This window comes from Achromobacter aegrifaciens, from assembly GCF_902859965.1.
GTDB lineage: Bacteria > Pseudomonadota > Gammaproteobacteria > Burkholderiales > Burkholderiaceae_B > Achromobacter > Achromobacter aegrifaciens.
The window spans coordinates 1,219,475-1,235,033 of record NZ_CADIKO010000001.1; the positions used below are offsets into that span (position 1 = coordinate 1,219,475).

The window sequence follows — 15,559 nt, forward strand, 5'->3', positions numbered from 1 at the left end:
ATGCTTATCTCCGGCCGCCGAAATGTCCGCCGCCGCCACCGCCGCGTCCGCCGCCCCCATGTCCGCCGCCGCGCGGGCCGCCACCGCCGCCGCGGCTCATCTCGCTGCGCGTGTGCTGCTGCCGCATCTGGTCGCCGTTGCCGGCGCCGCTCAGCGCGTTGGCGCTATTGGAAGCGCGGCCGCGGTCGCGTGCGGCCACTTCGTCGGCGCGCTGGCGCTGGGCCGCGGCCTGGCGGTCCTGCGTGGACACGCTGGAGGCAGGCCGGCTGTGCTGCGCCTGCCCGCCGCCCTGCGCCCGGTCGCGGGCGCCTTGTCCGCCCTGCCCGCCTTGTCCGGCCCGCTGCCCTTGTCCCTGCCCGCGATTGGCCGCGGCGTCTCCCCTGCCCGCCCCCTGGCCGCGCCCCGCGCCCGGTTCGGAATGGCCGGGTATGGACTGCCCGGTACGGCCTTCGAACGACTGCGCCGCGCGCTGGCGCGCGGCATCGCGGGAGTTCGGCGCTGCCGCTGCGCCCGGCGCGCGGCCCCCCTGCGCCCGGTTCTGCACGCCGGCCTGACGCTGGCTGTCGAAGCGCTGGCGGCTGGCCTGGTCGGCATACGGCGTATTGCCGCGGTTGGCCGGGTTGTGCTGCCAGGTCGTTCTATTGTTGTTGATGTTGTTGCGGTCGATGCGCTGGTTGACGTTGATGTTGTTGTAGCGGTTGACGTCGATGTCGACGTCGTTATGCCCCCAGTCGAACCCGCCCCACATGGAGTTGACCGCAGCCACGCCCAGGCCGAAGCCGATGCCGGCCACCAGCGAGGTGGCGAACACCGAGCCCGGAGGCGGCGGATAGTAGTAAGGCGGATAGGAGGGATAGGCCCAGGTGCCGTACACCACCGTCGGGTTGTAGCTGGGCACGTACACCACCTGCGGATCGGCCGGCTCGATCACCACGACGGTCTTGTCGTTGGTGGTGCTGGAGGTGACCTTCTGCTGCGGCGTGCTCTTCAGGTTGCCGGCCTTCTGCGCCTGGACGCGCAGCCGCTGGACCGAATCCATGACGGCGTCGGGCTGCGCCAGGAAGGCGTCGCCCACGGATTTCACCCAGTCAGGCTGGCGGCCCATCATGTCCATGACCGAGGGGAAGGCCACCAGGGATTTGACGCTGGGATCCCAGGACTCGCCCTCGACCGCCTTGACGGCCTGGTCTCCGGATTCCGAGGTGTGGGCGGCCGACCATTTGGCGGCCGCCGCGACATCGTCGGGGTAGGTCGCACCCATGAGGATTTGCGAGAGCAGCGAATCCGGATACAGCGCCACGGGCGCCATCAACTGATCCAGTTGCGCGTTGTCCAGCTTGGTCTGCGCCGTGGCGGGAAGGCAGACCGCCAACCCCAGGCATAACCAACCGATGAACCATTGTTGCAGTCGACGCATTTTCCGTTCTCCGTGTATCGCCAAGCGTAAAGCCACAAGCCAGGAGGAACTGCCGGATATCGCGCTGACAATATATGCCTAACCCCGGCGCAGGGGAAGCGCCGGCGTGGGTCTGCCTCGGTTCACAGTTTGGCGACGGAAACCTCGGTCGCCTTGACGAAAGCCAGCACCTCGGTGCCGACCTCCAGGCCCAACTCCTTGACCGACCGGGTGGTGATCACCGAGGTCACGATGCCGGCCGGCGTATCCACGTCCACCTCGGACACCACCGGACCCAGGATGATCTCCTTGATCTTGCCGCGGAACTGGTTGCGGGCGTTGATGGATTGAATGCTCATGGTCTTGCTCCTGGGGTAAAGGGCGGTGTCATGCCGCCCATGGGGGAATCGCCGGGCGCGGTCTCAGACCGCCAGCCTCAGGTGCCGGATCTGGATGACGGGCGCCAAGGGACGGCCAGCGTCCGGCGTGTCTTGTTGACGCAAGGCGGCGCGCAGCACGCGGGCCTCCAGGGCGGCGACAGCGGCCGAACCGCGCACGCGGGGACGCGCCAGGCCGACGCGCTCGTCCAGCGCCACGCCGCCTTCGTCCAGCACCAGGATGCGGTCCGCCACCGCCACGGCCTCGGCCGCGTCGTCGGTCGACAGCACGGCGGTAAAGCCCTGCTGGCGCCAGAGATCCTCCAGCAGCCGCTGCGCCTCGATGCGGCTCAGCGAATCCAGCTCCTGGAAAGGCTCGTCCAGCAACAACAAGCCGGGACGGCGCGCCAGGGCCCGGGCCAGCGCCACGCGCTGGCGCTGCGGTTCGGATAGTTGCGCGGGCCACTCGCCGCCGCGGCCGTCCAGTCCGACCTGCCGCAACGCTTCGGCCGCCGGCCCCGTGCCGGGCAATCCGAGGGCGACGTTGTGCAACACGGTCTTCCAGGGCAAAAGGCGTGAGTCCGACAGCAAGAGACGCACGCGGGCGTCGGGCTCCCAGACGGGAAAGTTGTCGAACAGCAGCGGCGGACGGCCCGGCTCGCCACCTTGCTCGCCGCTGGGCGCAAGCTTGCCGGCCAGCAGATGCAGCAAGGTGCTCTTGCCGCTGCCGGCGCGCCCGACCACGGCCACGAACTCGCCGGCCGCGATCTCCAGGTCCAGCGGCTGCAAGGCAATGCGGTCGCCGTGGCGCTTGGCGAGCTTGCGCAAGGTCACGCGCAGCGCAGCCTGCGGCTCGGCCTCGGGCGCTTCGTCCGGCTCCGTCGGCTGGCGCACGTCCAGGTGCTGCAATAGCTCGAATTCGTTGGGATTGATGAACATCATCGCGGCCTCCAGCGCAGCAGCCAGCGCTCCAGCGCGCTTACCAGCGCCCCCGAGCCCACGCTGAGAGCCGCGTAGAGCGCAATCGCCAGCAACAGCGTCGTCGCACCCGGCGGACCGCTGCCCAGCCATTGCGGAATTCCCAGTCGCGTCGGCGTCGCGAACAGTTCCAATGCGATCAGGGTCAGCCATAGAAGTCCCAGCCCCTGCCTCAGGCCCGTCAGGATGAACGGCAATGCGCCCGGCAGCAGCACATGCCAATAGAGCGCCCAGCCGTTCAAGCCATGAGACCGACCGGTTTCGACCAGCGCCGGATCCGCCGCGCGTATGCCGCGCACCGTCTGGTACAGGAGCGGCGCAAGCAGGCTCAACGCCGGCAGCGCCGGCCTGGCCGTCTCGCTGCCGCCCAGCCAAAGTGCGGCGAGCAGCGCGCCTCCCAGCCAGCGCAGAGCCGGGGCGTCGGGAGCGTTGCGGGCGTGGGCGCGGCGCATCGGTCAGACGCTGAAGGCGCCCGCCAACGCGAGCCGGCCCAGATCGTAGGATGGGCTGGAAACGGCGACGCGCGGCAAGACCAGCTCGGACAGACGCTCCACCGAGTCATCCAGCCGCCGGCTGACCTCCCCGTCTATCTCGCGCGCGCCGAATTCGTCCAGGCGAACCTGCGTATCGGTGGCGTAGACGCCCGCCAGGATGTGGCGCGCGCCCAGCGCTGACAGCACGGGCTTCAAGCCATACTCCAGCGCCAACAGATGCGCCGGGCTGCCCCCCGTGGCGATGGGCAACACCACCTTCCCGGCCAACGCCTTGGGATCCAGCAGGTCCAACACCGCCTTCAACCCGCCGGAAAAGGAAGCCTGGTAGACCGGCGAGGAAATCACCACCGCGTCTGCCGCCGCCACGCGTGCGCGCAGCGCGTTGGCCGCGGGGCCGGCGTAGTTGCCTTCTATCAGGTCTTCGGCGGGGATATCGCGCAAGCCCAGTTCTCCCACGCTCAAGCCCCGCCGCTGCAGGATCCCGGCGGCGTGCCGCAGCAGCACCGAGGAACGGGAGCGCTGCGATGGACTGCCGGCGATGGCAAGGACGCGGGCGTGAGCCTGGTGACGTGGCGATGACATGAAGGGTCGTTTCCGGCGGTGGGTTCAAGAAGTCGAACCGATTCTGTCATCGCCGCGCGGCGCCGAAAAATACTTAGTCGATATGAGGTTATGTTGAAGCGCGGGTTCGGCCGCTTTGGGAAATATGCGAAGACTGCCGCCCGGACGCCTCGTCCGTATGCAGGACTGGCTTGCACCTGGCGGCGAGCCTATACTGGATTGGCTAGTTGCTCCCGATTCCTTTTCCTAAAGGAGAGGCAACATGTATAAGCACCTGCTCGTCGCCGTGGACGGCTCCCTGCTGTCTGAATCGGCTTTCAAGCGCGCTCTTGTTTTCGCCAAGGAAATGGGAGCCACCGTCACGCTCATCCGCGCCATTCCGGAGGACCATCTGCTGGTCTACCAGGCCGAAATGCTGGGCACCACGCAGGCGCACCACACCGACCAGGCGCGCAAGAATGCGCAAACCTACCTGGACAACCTGGAAATGGAAGCGCGCCACGCGCTGGTGCCGTGCAATGCCGTGGTCACGGTCAACGACCATCCGCACGAAGCCATCGTCGAGGCGGCGCAGAACCAGGGCTGCGACCTGATCGTCATGGGTTCGCACGGCCGCCACGGCATGACGGGCTTCCTGCTGGGCAGCGAAACCCAGCGCGTGCTGGCGCGCACCAAGCTGCCGGTGCTGGTGTACCGCTAGGCGCGGCCGCTCAGGCCGCGGCCAGCGCGTGCTGGAAGGTGAAGCTGTCGGAGTACATGTGATCCAGGCTGGCGCCGCGCGCGGCCAGCAGGCTCTTGGCTTGGTGGATCATGTCCGGCGCGCCGCACAGGTAGAAGGCGTGCTCGGACAGATCCTGGTGGTCCTCCAGGACCGCCTGCTGCACATGGCCGCGGCGGCCCTGCCAATCGGCGCCCGCGCGCGACAGCACCGGCACGAAGTTGAATTCGTACAGCCGCCCCGCCCAGCTTTCGATCTCGTCGCGCAGATACAGGTCTGCTTCGGTGCGCATGCCCCAGTAGAGCGTGACGGGCGGGCAGTCCTCGTTGTCCAGCAGCGATTCCAGGATGGCCTTGATCGGCGCGATGCCGGTCCCCGTGGCCATCATGATGAGCGGCCGCCAGTCTTCCTCGTGGTAGCTGAATACGCCCAGCGGCGCTTCGATCTCCACGCCGGCGCCGGCTTGCGCCTGGCCCAGCCACTGATCGGTGTAACGGCCGCCGGGAATGCGACGCACATGGAAATCCACCAGGTTGCCGGCGGGTGCGGAAGCCATGGAAAAGCTGCGCGTCTTGCCGTCGGGCAGCACCACGTTCATGTACTGGCCCGGCACGTACTCCAGGCCCGCTTCTGGCAGCGCCAGCGTCAGGTGGATGACGTCATCGCAGAAGCGCTCGATGCGGTGGATGGTGGCGGGCAGGCGGCGCGGTTCGGGAAACGACTGCCGGCTGCTGGCCACGCTGATGCAAAGATCGCCCAGGGGCCGGGCCTGGCAGGCCAGCGCGTAGCCTTCGGCCGCTTCTTCGGGTGTCAGGGCCATGGGGAACTCTTCGTACTCCACGGCGCCGGATTCCAGCTTGATGCGGCAGGTGCCGCAGCCGCCGAAGGTGCACTCGTGCGGCAGCTTCACCGCCGAGCGTTCGGCGGCCTGCAGCACGGATTCGCCTTCTTCGACCTGGAACGACTCGTCGGTTTGCAGGATGTGCACGCGGTATGCCATGGCCGGCCTCGCTTATTTCTTGATGTCAGCCTCGACCAGCACTTTCATGCCGCGCGGCTCCAGCAGCGTCGCCAGTGCCGCAAGCGCGGCCAGACCAGCCTTGGTGTCCTGTTCGCCGTTGCCGCCGCTCAGGCCCACGCCGCCGATCACTTCGTTGTTGACCACAATGGGAAAGCCGCCGACAAACACGGCGAACTTGCCGTCAAAGCTCCACTGGATGCCGAACGCTTCGTTGCCGGGCAGCGCGGGACCGTTGGGCGGCGTGTTGAACAGATGCGTGGAACGCTTGTGCCCGGCCGCTGTGAATGCCTTGTTCCAGGCAATCTGCGGGCCGGTGATGCGGGCGCCGTCCATGCGTTCCAGCGCGATGGGATAGCCGCCGTCGTCGACGATGCAAATCGTCTCCAGCACGCCGATCTCTTCCGATTTGGCGATGGCCGCGCGCACCATCACGCGCGCTTCTTCAAGTTCCAGACGATAGACCTGCTTCATGGGGATGACCTCCTTTGCTTGCGTGTAGGGACCGCAGCGTCAGCCGGCGCGGTAGACAGTCTTGATCTGCGTGTAGAACTCCAGTCCCACGCGCCCCGATTCGCGGAACGTGGAGGTGCTGGAGTGCTTGAGTCCGCCGAACGGCGCGTTGATCAGGTTGCCGGTGGTGGTCCGATTGATCTTCACCGTGCCGGCCTGGATGTCGCGGGCGAAACGGTGGGCATAGCGCGCATCGGTGGTGGCGATGGCGGCCGACAGGCCGTATTCGGTGTCGTTGGCGCGGGCAATGGCGTCTTCGTAGCCGTCCACTTCAATCAGCGCGATCACCGGGCCGAAAATCTCTTCACGGGCGATGCGCATCTGCTGCGTGACGTCGGTGAACAGCGCGGGCGACACGTAATAGCCGCGCTCGAACCCGGCACCCGTCAGGCGGTCGCCGCCGTACAGGTGCGTGGCCTCCTGCTTGCCGACCGCCACGTAGCCCAGCACGTTGTCCAACTGCTTGGCGGTGGCCAGCGGCCCCAGGTCGAAGTTGCCGTCCAGGCCGTTGCCTATGGTCAGCGTCTTGATGCGGGCCAGCAGCTTGTCGGTGTAGGCCCGGCGCACGCGCTTGTCCACCAGCACCCGGCTGGTGCCGGTGCAGGCCTGGCCGCTGAGCGAAAAGCCGCCCTTCACAGTCAGGTCCACGGCTCGGTCCAGGTCGGCGTCCGCCAGCACGATCAAGGGATTCTTGCCGCCCAGTTCCATCTGCGTGCGGGTGGTCAGGCCGGCGGTCCGGTGTATCTGCTCGCCCGCGGCGGTGGAGCCTGTAAAGGAAATCGCCCGTACCGCGCGCGCACCGGTGATGGCCTCGCCCACGGCGCCGGCCGGGCCGGTCAGGAAGTTCAGCACCCCGGCCGGCAGGCCTGCCTGCACGAAGGCTTCGGTCAGCCGGTAGCCCGACATGGGTGCGTCGGACGAGGGCTTGAACACCACGGTATTGCCCGTGATGAGCGCCGGGGCAATCTTGCGGGCGGGGATGGAAATGGGGAAGTTCCAGGGGGAAATCACCGTCACCACGCCCAGCGGTTCGCGCTGGCTGTAGACCACCATGTCCGGATCGTCGTTGGGATAGGTTTCGCCCGTGAATGACTGCCCTTCCACTGCGTAGAAGCGGATCGTCTGCGCCGAACGCAGCACCTCGTCCCGGGCCAGGTTCAGGCTCTTGCCCTCTTCGCGGGTCAATTCGCGCGCGATGTCGTTGGCGTGGTCTTCCAGGTACTGGGCCGCGCGGAACAGGATGGCGGCGCGCTTGGAGATCGGCGTATCGCGCCAGCCGGCGAAGGCGGCCTCGGCGGATGCCACCGCCTGGCGGGCGTCTTCGGCGTCCGACACCTGGAAACGGCCCACGATGTCGCTGGTGTCGGCCGGGTTGATGTTGGGCGCCGTCTTGCCGGTGCCGCTGGGCACCCAGCTGCCGCCGATGTGGTTCAGGAATGTTTGCTGCGAGAGATCGTCCACGGAAGCTCTTCCTTAGTCTGCGCCCGTCTGGCCGCGAGTGCCTGGGCGGGTTGGCTTATGAACATTGTATACTTTAATCAATATGGATCGATACGTGTAAACCCCTGCTCCGGACAGGTCGCCACCTGGAAAAAAGGGTCCCCGCAGGGACCCCAAAGCAGCGCCACAAACAGGTATCAGCTCCAGATCAGCACGGCGCAGATCGTGGAGACGAACAGCGCCAGCAGCACCGGCACCAGCAAGGCGCGCACCAGCGACAACACGTTCACCCGCGCAAAGCCCGCCACCGCGATCAGCGAGGACCAGGCGATCAGCGTGCCGCCGCCCGTCCAGACCGCGCCCATCTGGCCCACTGCCGCCAGCGTCGCCGGGTCCACGCCCACTACAGGGCCCAGGGCGCCGGACAGGGTGCCGGTCAGGGGCAGGCCGGCGAAGCCCGATCCGTCGATGCCGGTGATCATCCCGACCAGCAGCACGCCGAACGCCACGAGGAAATGGTTTTCGGGGATCAGGTGCTGGCCGGCGGAGATCACCTCGAACAGCAGGCCCGGCGCCTGCGCTTGCGGCACGCCCAGGATCTGCGCGGCGGTTTCATTGGCGCCCACGAAGAAGAAACCCGCGATCGGCAGCACCGAGCCCATGGCCTTGAAGGCGAACACGAAGCCGTCGGTGACGTGTTCCGGACAGACGTCCAGCATCTTGCGCGGGCCTTCCGCGGCCAGGGTCACCAGCATCATCACGACAAAGGCCACGCCGCCCACCAGCGCCGCCGCATCGCCGCCGCGCAGCGCGGGCAGGGACGGGAACAGGCGCGGCAGCACCATGACCGCGATCACCGCGAGAAAGGCCAACGGCGTCACCACGGCAAAGGTCTTGGACCAGCGCACGCGGCGGCGCTCTTCGTCGCTCAGGGCCGGGCCGCTGGGCAAGGCAGGGTCCGCGCCCATGGTGCCCCGGGCCAGCTCGGCCTTGTCGAAGGAGCCGGACTGTTCGATGCGCGCCAGGCTGCCGTCCTGCGCGCGGGCCTGCCAGGCGGACAGGAGCCCAGCATCGGCCGGCACGATGTGCTTGCGGATCAGCAGGTAGGCCGCCACCAGCGCGACCCCGCCGGTGATGAGCGATAGCACCAGCGCGCGGTCCGCGACCACGGCGGCGCTAACCGCCGCCCCGGCAGCCTTGGCGCTGATGCTGGGCGCCACGCCGATCACGTAGTCCGAGGACAGCGCCATGCCCTGGCCGGCGATGGCGATGGCCATGGCGCCCGCCAAGGGCGGCAGGCCCGCCGCGATGGCCGCGGGCAGCAGGATGGCGGACACCAGCGGCACCGCCGGCGTCGGCCAGAAGAACAGCGAGATCACATAAGTACAGAGAGCGATGATCAGGAAGGACGAATGCCCGCCCCGCATGACGCGGCGAAACGGCTGCACCATGCGCACGTCCGCCTGCAGGGTTTTCAGCGCATTGAGCAGCGCCGTCATGAAGGTGATCACCAGGAAGATGTTGAACAGCTCCTTGGCCGCCACGAAGCTGGCCGAGAAGATGCCTATCAGGGCGCTGATCGGATTGCCCGTGATGGCCAGCACCACCAGAAAGGTGCCGATGACCGACGGCACCACCACGTTGGCCCGCAGAATCATCGTCAGGATGATGGCGGCCACGCTGATCAGGTACATCCAGTGAGCAGCGTTGAGCACTACGTCCGCTTGCATGTGCTATTCCCCTTGTATGCGTGGCAGTTATGTCGCCACGTTCGGTATACTATATTTCGTTTGTAGCCATACCAATCAAAATATGCAGCGCCTAGGGAAAGCGATAATTCTGAAAAATCCATGAATAGCGCCGAAAAATCAGGGGATTACCCTAGTTTTTGAAGCACTTCATGAAATTCGGAAAAATCCTGGATAGACTATCGTATACATATTAAAGACTACTCCAGGCATGCCATCCTCCCTGCCGTATCCCGATCTTCTGCAGTACGCCACCATGGCCGCCGTGGTGTTCGGCGCCGCGATCGCGCAGGGCGTGGGCGGCGTGGGCTTCGCGATGTTCGCCGCGCCGGTGGCGGCCATGTTCTTTCCGCAGTTGGCGCCGGGGCCGCTCTTGACGCTGGGCGGCTTCATTTCGCTGCTGACCGCATTGCGCGAGCGGGCCGCCATCGACTGGCCTTCGGTGTCCTACGCGCTGGCGGGACGCGCCGTCGGTACGCTGATCGCGATCTACGCCATGACGCGCTTCGCGCCGCAGGCGCTGGGGGTGCTGTTCGCCGCCCTGATCCTGGTGGCCGTGGCGCTGAGCGCGGCCGGCCTGCACTTTTCCGCCACGCCCGGACGCGTGTCCGGCGCGGGCGTGGCCTCGGGCATCATGGGCACCATGACCTCGGTGGGCGCGCCGCCCATCGCCATCGTGATGCAGCACGCGGCGCCGCCGCGCCTGCGCGCCACGCTCGGCATGGTGCTGTTCCTGGGATCGATCTTCTCGCTGGCCATGCTGGCATGGGCCAAGCGGTATACGGGCTATCACGCCGGACTGGCGCTCAGCCTGGCGCCTTTCCTGCTGGCCGGTTTTGCGGTCTCCAACCGGCTGCGCCACCGTCTGCCGCCGCGCGCGGTGCGCGGCGTGCTGCTGGCGGTATGCGCCTTGGGCGCGCTGGGCGTACTGGCCAAGGCTTTTTGGGGACAGTGATGCGGTGCGCCCCCCAAGCCATGCAGCTACACCCGGTAATACAATGGAGACTGTATCCATTAAGCCAAACCTGCTCGCCATGACAACCTCACCCGTCAGCCCGCAAGCCGCAGCAACGCAGCATTCCGCCTCGCTGAAGATCGGCGAGCAGCATCCGCAGTTGTTTGCCGTCATCCGCGACAAGCTGCGCGAGCGCATCCTCAGCGGCGAGTTCACGCCCGGCGACCGCCTGGTCGAGGGCCGCCTGTCCGAGGAAATGGGCGTCTCGCGCATCCCCGTGCGCGAAGCGCTGCGCGCATTGGCCGCCGAGGGCCTGGTGACCATCGAGCCGCGCCGCGGCGCGTCCGTGTCGGTGCTGTCCGACGCCGTCGCCTACGACATGGTGGAGGTGCGCGCCACGCTGGAAGGCCTGAACGCCAAGCTCGCGGCGCAGCGCCGCGATGAGAAAACCGTGGAACGCCTGCAGGCCTTCCTGCGCGAAGGCACGGAAGCGGCGCGCGGCGAACAGCTGGACAAGTTCCTGGCGCTGAATTCCCAGTTCCACGAAATGCTGGCCACCATCGGCGGCAACGTGGTGCTGACCGACCTGATGCGTTCGTTGCGCGACCGTACGGCGCTGCTGTTCGCGCCCAGCAATATGCTGCGCGCCAAGCAGAACTGGGATGAGCATTCGCAGATCCTCAACGCCGTCATCGCCGGCAACGGCGACCTGGCCGCGCTGCTGGCCAGCCAGCACGTGCATAACGCCGCCAAGGCCTATACGGAAGCCCAGCAGCAGCCGCACGCGTCGGTGGCCTGAACGGGGGCCTGCCGCGCCTGAAACTCATCACACCGAGCCGGCCGCGCGGCCAGGAGCCAGCGCCGGTCGGCCAGGGCCTTGCAGCCCTCAGGTCGCCGCTTCCACGGGATCGGACGCCGCGCCGACCACCACGCCCTTGCCGTTCTGGATCACCCACGACACCTTCACATCGCCATTGACGAAGGTCTGGCAGGCCATGCGGTAGCCGGCCTCGAAGTCTTCGGGACGCAGATGCTTGCGCTCCTTCGGCTTGATGGCGTCGGTGTTTTCCAGCCCTTCCTCGATACGGCACTTGCAGGTGCCGCACAGGCCGCCGCCGCACTTGAAGGGAATGCCGCCCTTTTCCTTGAGCGACACGCGCAGCAGATTGCTGTTCTCGGGCGCCGTGGCGACCTTGCCGCCATTGGAGATGAATGTGATCTGGACCATGTTGTTCAGTGCTCCGCGGCGACCGCGCCGGAGCGCAGCGTCAAGGTCGATTCCATGCTGCCAAAGCGCGTCAGGTGGGCCAGTTCCTTGCGGGCGGCTTCCACCGACGCGAACTTCTCCAGGAATTTGGAGGGCACGCGGTTCACCACGTAGGGCGGCGTTTCCTCGGTGACGATGAGCTTGGTGTCGCCATGCAGGCGGGCGATGCGGTAGACGGCCAGCGCGCGGCCGTAGAACGCGTAATCGTAGGTTTCAAGGATATCCACCGCGCCATCGTCCGCTTCCGTGCGGAATACGCCGGGCTTGGTGGTCAATATGACGTATACCGGGTCCATTGCCGCTACGCCTCCACGTCCTGGACCAGCTCGATATCACTGGTAAGCCAGAGCTGGCACGCCAGCCGGTAACCCTGGTCGATGCGTTCGCCCAGCTGCTTTTTTTCCTTCCAGTTCACCGGCGGCAGATGCTCGGCCCCGGCCAGCACGCGGCAGGCGCATTTTGCGCACTTGCCCATGCCGCATTCGTAGCGCAGATGCGGATACGGAAACTGCTTGATGCCGGCCCGCACCACCAGGTTGGTGTTGTCCTTCACCACGTCGGTGTAGGTCTGGCCGCCCTTATGAAACACGATGGTAGGCATGGATACTCTGCTCTGGGTTCTGCGGGGCCGCGGCCGTCCGGCACGAAAGCGCCAGACGGCCTTGCGGTGTGCTCAGGCGGCAAGGCCCAGTTCGGGCAGCGTGATTTCCTGCTGCACGTAGTCGGTGTAGAGCGCGGTCGTGTACAGCAGCCGCATCTGCGCGCCGATCTCGCAGATCTTCAGGCAGCGCTGCTGCAGGTCCACCGTGTTGGCGTGCTCCAGCACGATCTGGTAGCCGCGTTCGCCGTGGATTTCGTCGGACACGATGTGCAGGTCGAAGAACTCCACTTCCTCGTCGGTGAAGCCGTACTTCTCGCGCAGGGTCGGGGTCTGCTTGCGGTAGATGGACGGCACTTGCGATTCCAGGCCCACCACCAGCCCGGCCACCGCCACGATGGGGTCCTCGCGCATGGCCACGGCGTAGCACCAGCTTTGCAGGGCGCGCGTGGTGGGCGACATGTTGTCGGGGTTGGTGACGCGTTCGCGGGTGGTGCCGCAGGCTTCGGCAAAGCGGATCAGCAGATCCGTGTGGCGGTCGCCCCCGATTTCCTCTTCATACATATTGGCCAGCAGGAAGTCCTTGGCCTCGGTGTAGGAATCGGGCGTGCGGGCGTACAGATAGCCCAGGTAGTCGGCGAACGGGCCCACGTAGTGGTAGTGGTTCTCGGCCCAGCGCTGCAGATGCTGGCGGCTGAGCTTGCCTTCTGCCCAGGCGATGGAAAAGGGCGAAGCGTTGGCGCTCTTGCCCTTGATCGCGTTTTCCAACGCGGTACGGAATTCATCTCGGTTCATCAGTTCAGCCATGACTCGCTCCAGGTCCATTGGTGAGGATTCCAGGCTGGTCTAAGCCCGGGCATGTTGAACATTGTATACCGTCTACTATTTTGAACTGCTAGGGCAATCCCGGAGATCGGTCAAACGCTGCCCAATAACCAGGGACAGTCTTTATGGATCAATGACTTGTCGTGCGCACGCGGGGGCTGGCCGGAATGCGCACGCACTGGTACAATGAATACACTTTCAATGCAATACGGAAATACCATGAATACCCGCCATCCCCTGGGAGACGCCCCGATCGGCCAACAATTGCTGACGCATTACGCCCGCCGCGACGCCGTGCGCCACGCCACCCCGCTGTTTCCTTCGTCCTGGGCCGAGCTCTTCGCGCCGTTCCGCAACGCCCGCCTGCAGCCGCTGCGCGCAGCCAAGCCCGCCGCGCACGCGCACGACGACGCGCCGGTCTGCCAGGCAGGCTGATTCCCTGATGGAAGCCCGGCTGATTCGGCCGGGCAGAAAGACGAAAAGCGCCTAGGCGCCGCGCAACGCGGCGCCCCGCCGCCGGTTCCAGGCGGCCAGCGCCAGCACCAGGAAGAACCCCAGCGTATAGGCCAGCATGTCCCACCAGTCGGGCACGCTGCCCAGGATCACGCGCAATACCGGCTGCTCCAGTCGCCAGCCGAAATACCGGGCCAGGTACTGCCCCAGTTCCACCGCGTAGCCGGTGCACAGCGCGGCCAGCGCCAGCGGCAGCACGCCCGCGCGGATGAAGCTGCGATACACCAGATAGGCCCAGCCCACCGCCACCACGTCGCCCACGAAGCCCCGCAACAGGGGATAGCGCGCGCCCAGGGTGGCGATCAGCGCTTCCAGCGCGGTTACGGCCAGCAGCGCGGCAAAGGCGCGCTTGTTGAAGGTCAGGGTCATCGGTGCGAAAAACGCGGAAATTGAAACGGGCAGCGCGGACGTTAACGCATTTGTCAGGCCGCCGCGCGTAGGCTCGTCTGAACGCGCCGGGGCAGGGCGCTGACAAGAACGAGGAGACACCAAGATGAGCACATCCGACCCGAATGGGCGCCGGCGCTTCCTGCGCCAGGCCTGTACGCTGGGCGCCACCGGCACGCTGGCCGGCCATGCGCTGACCAGCCTGGCGGCGCCGGCCACCGTCACGCTGCCGTTCGCCAACGGCGAGCGCGACCTGATCGCCTATCCGCAAAAGCGGCCCCTGATCCGCCAGACCTCGCGCCCGCCGCAGCTGGAAACGCCGTTCGCGGTCTTCAATGAGAACATCATCACGCCCAACGACGCGTTCTTCGTGCGCTACCACCTGGGCAACATCCCCACCGCCATCGACCTGAACACCTACCGCATCAAGGTCAGCGGGCTGGTGGACAAACCCCTGGAGCTGTCGCTGGCCGACCTGAAGCAGCAGTTCGGCAAGCCCGTGGAACTGGTGGCTGTCACCCAGTGCTCGGGCAACAGCCGCGGCTTCTTCGCGCCACGCGTGGGCGGGGGGCAACTGGGCAACGGCGCCATGGGCAATGCCCGCTGGCTGGGCATCCCGCTCAAGCGCGTGCTGGAAAAAGCCGGCATCCGCGCCGGCGCGCGCCAGGTGACGTTCGAGGGCATGGACCGCCCGGTGCTGCCCGGCACGCCGGAGTTCGTCAAGGCGCTGGACGCCGCCCATGCGCTGGACGGCGAGGTCATGCTGGCCTACGCCATGAACGGCGCCGACCTGCCCATGCTCAACGGCTATCCCGTGCGCCTGGTGGTGCCGGGGTATTACGGCACCTACTGGGTCAAGCACCTGGCCGACATCAAGGTGCTGGACAAGGAGTTCGACGGCTTCTGGATGCAGAAGGCCTACCGCATTCCCGACAATGATTGCGCCTGCACGCCGCCGGGCAAGGCGCCGGAGAAGACGCGCCCCATCGGCCGCTACAACGTGCGCAGCTTCATCACCAGCCTTGCCGAAGGCGCCCGCGTCGCCCGCGGCAAGCCGGTACAGGTGCGCGGCATCGCCTTCGATGGCGGCAAGGGCATACGCGAGGTCCAGTTCTCGTCGGACGACGGCAAGACCTGGCAGGCCGCCAAGCTCGGCCGCGACCTGGGCCGTTATTCCTTCCGCGAATGGCACGCCGATTTCACGCCCAAGACCGCCGGCGACTACACGCTGAAGGTCCGCGCCACCAACACGGCCGGCGAAACCCAGCCGCTGGACCCGCTGTGGAACCCGGCCGGCTACATGCGCAACGTGGTCGAAGCCGTCCGCGTCACCGCCGCCTGAGGAGAGCGCCATGAACCGCCTTATCCGTCGCTGCCTGCCGGCGCTCGCGCTGGCCTGCGCCTGTCTCTCCCCGGCCGCCCAGGCCCTGGAAATCAAGCTGCCCCAGGAAACCGCCACGCTGCATTCCGGCACCGGCGCGGGGGCCCAGCATGCGGCCCTGTGCCTGATGTGCCATTCGGTGGACTACGTATCGTCGCAGCCGCCCATGCCCCTGGGCTTCTGGGACGCCGAGGTCAAGAAGATGGTGGGCACCTACGGCGCCCCCATACCCGCCGACCAGGTGCCGTTGATCGTGGAATACCTGAACCAGGCCTATCCGCCGGCCCCTGCGCCGGCCCCGGCCGCCAAGCAATAGGCGGCCTCCCTGCAGCAGCCCCGGGGCGGCGCGCGACCGCCCCGCAGCGCCGCGCGCGCTCCCTTCGATCGCTG

20 protein-coding genes are annotated in these 15,559 nt (G+C 66.9%); 6 read left to right on the forward strand and 14 right to left on the reverse strand.

Features of this window, described 5'->3' with window-relative positions:
- Positions 1 to 4: 4 nt before the first annotated feature.
- From HV793_RS05670 to ssuE, 5 genes are all read right to left on the reverse strand, one after another.
- Complete coding sequence (locus HV793_RS05670) at positions 5 to 1,417, reverse strand: DUF3300 domain-containing protein (protein ID WP_054455307.1); 1,413 nt, start codon at positions 1,415 to 1,417, stop codon at positions 5 to 7.
- A 122-nt stretch (positions 1,418 to 1,539) separates the two neighbouring features.
- Positions 1,540 to 1,755, reverse strand: a complete 216-nt coding sequence (locus tag HV793_RS05675) for a TOBE domain-containing protein (protein ID WP_054455309.1) — start codon at positions 1,753 to 1,755, stop codon at positions 1,540 to 1,542.
- Between the two features lie 63 nt (positions 1,756 to 1,818).
- Positions 1,819 to 2,715, reverse strand: coding sequence for an ATP-binding cassette domain-containing protein (locus tag HV793_RS05680; protein WP_175212805.1), 897 nt, complete (start codon positions 2,713 to 2,715; stop codon positions 1,819 to 1,821).
- A complete protein-coding gene (locus tag HV793_RS05685) occupies positions 2,712 to 3,203 on the reverse strand; it encodes an ABC transporter permease subunit (protein WP_119449914.1) in 492 nt (163 codons plus the stop codon). The genes HV793_RS05680 and HV793_RS05685 overlap by 4 nt, the downstream gene beginning before the upstream one ends.
- A 3-nt stretch (positions 3,204 to 3,206) precedes the next feature.
- A complete protein-coding gene (ssuE, locus tag HV793_RS05690) occupies positions 3,207 to 3,827 on the reverse strand; it encodes an NADPH-dependent FMN reductase (protein WP_054455313.1) in 621 nt (206 codons plus the stop codon).
- 241 nt (positions 3,828 to 4,068) lie between these two features.
- On the opposite strand from ssuE, the gene HV793_RS05695 reads away from it, so the two are divergent.
- On the forward strand, positions 4,069 to 4,506 hold the full coding sequence (locus HV793_RS05695) for a universal stress protein (protein ID WP_054455315.1): 438 nt from the start codon (positions 4,069 to 4,071) through the stop codon (positions 4,504 to 4,506).
- Positions 4,507 to 4,516: 10 nt separating this feature from the next.
- Here the strand turns inward: HV793_RS05695 and HV793_RS05700 are convergent, their stop codons facing one another.
- The 4 genes from HV793_RS05700 to HV793_RS05715 all read right to left on the reverse strand — a co-directional run bounded on the left by HV793_RS05700 (position 4,517) and on the right by HV793_RS05715 (position 9,225).
- Positions 4,517 to 5,524, reverse strand: a complete 1,008-nt coding sequence (locus tag HV793_RS05700) for a 2Fe-2S iron-sulfur cluster-binding protein (protein ID WP_175212806.1) — start codon at positions 5,522 to 5,524, stop codon at positions 4,517 to 4,519.
- Positions 5,525 to 5,536: 12 nt separating this feature from the next.
- Positions 5,537 to 6,016, reverse strand: a complete 480-nt coding sequence (locus HV793_RS05705) for a GlcG/HbpS family heme-binding protein (protein ID WP_013391063.1) — start codon at positions 6,014 to 6,016, stop codon at positions 5,537 to 5,539.
- Between the two features lie 39 nt (positions 6,017 to 6,055).
- Positions 6,056 to 7,516, reverse strand: coding sequence for an aldehyde dehydrogenase family protein (locus HV793_RS05710; RefSeq protein ID WP_175212807.1), 1,461 nt, complete (start codon positions 7,514 to 7,516; stop codon positions 6,056 to 6,058).
- A gap of 176 nt (positions 7,517 to 7,692) precedes the next feature.
- A complete protein-coding gene (locus HV793_RS05715) occupies positions 7,693 to 9,225 on the reverse strand; it encodes a hypothetical protein (RefSeq protein ID WP_175162036.1) in 1,533 nt (510 codons plus the stop codon).
- Positions 9,226 to 9,454: 229 nt separating this feature from the next.
- On the opposite strand from HV793_RS05715, the gene HV793_RS05720 reads away from it, so the two are divergent.
- Both HV793_RS05720 and HV793_RS05725 read left to right on the forward strand, forming a co-directional pair.
- Positions 9,455 to 10,198, forward strand: a complete 744-nt coding sequence (locus tag HV793_RS05720; RefSeq protein WP_175212808.1) for a sulfite exporter TauE/SafE family protein — start codon at positions 9,455 to 9,457, stop codon at positions 10,196 to 10,198.
- A gap of 79 nt (positions 10,199 to 10,277) precedes the next feature.
- Positions 10,278 to 10,997 carry a GntR family transcriptional regulator gene (locus HV793_RS05725; RefSeq protein ID WP_054455322.1) on the forward strand — a complete coding sequence of 240 codons (720 nt, stop codon included), beginning with the start codon at positions 10,278 to 10,280 and terminating at the stop codon, positions 10,995 to 10,997.
- An 87-nt stretch (positions 10,998 to 11,084) separates the two neighbouring features.
- Here HV793_RS05725 and HV793_RS05730 read toward each other — a convergent pair whose 3' ends face one another.
- The 4 genes from HV793_RS05730 to HV793_RS05745 form a co-directional block, all read right to left on the reverse strand.
- Entirely contained in the window at positions 11,085 to 11,435 is a 351-nt protein-coding gene (locus HV793_RS05730) for a 2Fe-2S iron-sulfur cluster-binding protein (RefSeq protein ID WP_054455325.1), read from the reverse strand.
- Complete coding sequence (locus HV793_RS05735) at positions 11,432 to 11,761, reverse strand: hypothetical protein (RefSeq protein ID WP_054455326.1); 330 nt, start codon at positions 11,759 to 11,761, stop codon at positions 11,432 to 11,434. The genes HV793_RS05730 and HV793_RS05735 overlap by 4 nt, the downstream gene beginning before the upstream one ends.
- Positions 11,762 to 11,766: 5 nt before the next feature.
- A complete protein-coding gene (locus HV793_RS05740) occupies positions 11,767 to 12,066 on the reverse strand; it encodes a 2Fe-2S iron-sulfur cluster-binding protein (protein WP_054455328.1) in 300 nt (99 codons plus the stop codon).
- A gap of 72 nt (positions 12,067 to 12,138) precedes the next feature.
- Positions 12,139 to 12,870, reverse strand: a complete 732-nt coding sequence (locus HV793_RS05745) for an iron-containing redox enzyme family protein (protein ID WP_054455904.1) — start codon at positions 12,868 to 12,870, stop codon at positions 12,139 to 12,141.
- Between the two features lie 237 nt (positions 12,871 to 13,107).
- Here HV793_RS05745 and HV793_RS05750 point away from each other — a divergent pair, with 237 nt between their 5' ends.
- Positions 13,108 to 13,323 carry a hypothetical protein gene (locus tag HV793_RS05750; RefSeq protein WP_054455330.1) on the forward strand — a complete coding sequence of 72 codons (216 nt, stop codon included), beginning with the start codon at positions 13,108 to 13,110 and terminating at the stop codon, positions 13,321 to 13,323.
- A 51-nt stretch (positions 13,324 to 13,374) separates the two neighbouring features.
- Here HV793_RS05750 and HV793_RS05755 read toward each other — a convergent pair whose 3' ends face one another.
- Positions 13,375 to 13,770, reverse strand: coding sequence for a DUF2809 domain-containing protein (locus HV793_RS05755; protein ID WP_175212809.1), 396 nt, complete (start codon positions 13,768 to 13,770; stop codon positions 13,375 to 13,377).
- Positions 13,771 to 13,894: 124 nt separating this feature from the next.
- On the opposite strand from HV793_RS05755, the gene sorA reads away from it, so the two are divergent.
- Both sorA and sorB read left to right on the forward strand, forming a co-directional pair.
- Positions 13,895 to 15,130 (forward strand): SorA family sulfite dehydrogenase catalytic subunit, encoded by a 1,236-nt coding sequence (gene sorA / locus HV793_RS05760; protein ID WP_175212810.1) that lies wholly within the window; start codon positions 13,895 to 13,897, stop codon positions 15,128 to 15,130.
- A 10-nt stretch (positions 15,131 to 15,140) separates the two neighbouring features.
- Entirely contained in the window at positions 15,141 to 15,485 is a 345-nt protein-coding gene (sorB, locus tag HV793_RS05765) for a SorB family sulfite dehydrogenase c-type cytochrome subunit (RefSeq protein ID WP_054455334.1), read from the forward strand.
- The last annotated feature ends 74 nt before the right edge of the window (positions 15,486 to 15,559 follow it).